The sequence below is a fragment of the Mycobacterium sp. TH-M82 genome, assembly GCF_057473605.1.
Genome location: NZ_JBYCKY010000492.1, coordinates 1 through 1,125, shown reverse-complemented (window position 1 = coordinate 1,125; position 1,125 = coordinate 1). Strand labels below are relative to the sequence as shown.

2 protein-coding genes are annotated in these 1,125 nt (G+C 74.1%); both read left to right on the top strand.

Features of this window, described 5'->3' with window-relative positions:
• A partial coding sequence (locus AC2VON_RS15315) for an acyl-CoA dehydrogenase family protein (protein ID WP_486953718.1) occupies positions 1 to 763 on the top strand: 763 nt, incomplete at its 5' end.
• Positions 760 to 1,125, top strand: a 366-nt coding sequence (locus AC2VON_RS15310) for an acyl-CoA dehydrogenase family protein (RefSeq protein ID WP_486953717.1), incomplete at its 3' end; no start/stop codon positions are given. The genes AC2VON_RS15315 and AC2VON_RS15310, both read left to right, overlap by 4 nt.

Sequence of the window (1,125 nt, the reverse complement as noted above, 5' to 3'; positions counted from 1 at the left end):
CGACGGCCTGGACGCCCATCCGGTGGACCTGGTGGTCGCACTCGAACGCCTCGGACGCTGGTGCGTGCCCGGGCCGGTGGCCGAATCTATCGCCGTGGCACCGGTTTTGCTGGCCACCGAAGACCAAGCTGACCGCTGCGCTCAGCTGGCCTCCGGCGAGCTGATCGTCACCGTGGCGCTGCCGCCGCAGCAGCCGCGCGCCGTGGACGCCGGGGCGGCCGGGCTGGTGCTGCTGGCCGGCGAGAACGGCGTGAGCGCGGCCGAGCCCGGCCGACAGCACGAGTCCGTAGACCCCAGCCGGCGCCTCTACGACGTGGCGGCGACCGGCCAGGCCTGGCAGGCAGACATCGCGCGCGCCTACGAGTTCGGGGTGCTGGCCACCGCCGCGCAACTGGTCGGCGCCGCCGAGGCGCTGCTGCACGCCGCGGTCGACTACGCCAAGCAGCGGACCCAGTTCGGCCGGGTGATCGGGTCCTACCAGGCGATCAAGCACAAGCTCGCCGACGTGCACATCGCGGTCGAGCTGGCCCGCCCACTGGTGTACGGCGCGGCGCTGTCGCTGGAGCCCCGCGACGTCAGCGCGGCCAAAGCTGCCGCCGCCGAGGCGGGCCTGCTGGCGGCGCGCTCGGCGCTGCAGACGCACGGCGCCATCGGCTTCACCGGAGAACACGACCTGTCGCTGTGGCTGCTGCGGGTGCAGGCGCTGCGCTCGGCCTGGGGTACCCCGGAGGCGCATCGACGGCGGGTGCTGGAGGCGTTGTGACCATCACGAAAGAACGGGAGATGCTGCGGCAGAGCGTGGCCGCGCTGGCCGCCAAGCACGCGACGCCGCCGGCGGTGCGCGCCGCGATGGAGTCCGATCAGGGCTACGACCCGTCGCTGTGGCGGCTGCTGTGCGAGCAGGTCGGTGCCGCCGCGCTGGTGATACCCGAGGACCTGGGTGGCGCCGGCGGCGAGTTGGCCGACGCGGCAACGGTTCTGCAGGAGCTGGGCCGGACCCTGGCGCCCTCGCCGCTGCTGGGAACCACGCTGGCCGAGCTGGCGCTGCTGGCGGCGCCCGAGCCCGACACCGACGCGCTGGAACGCCTCGCCGAAGGCAGCTCGATCGGCGCGGTGGTGCTCGAC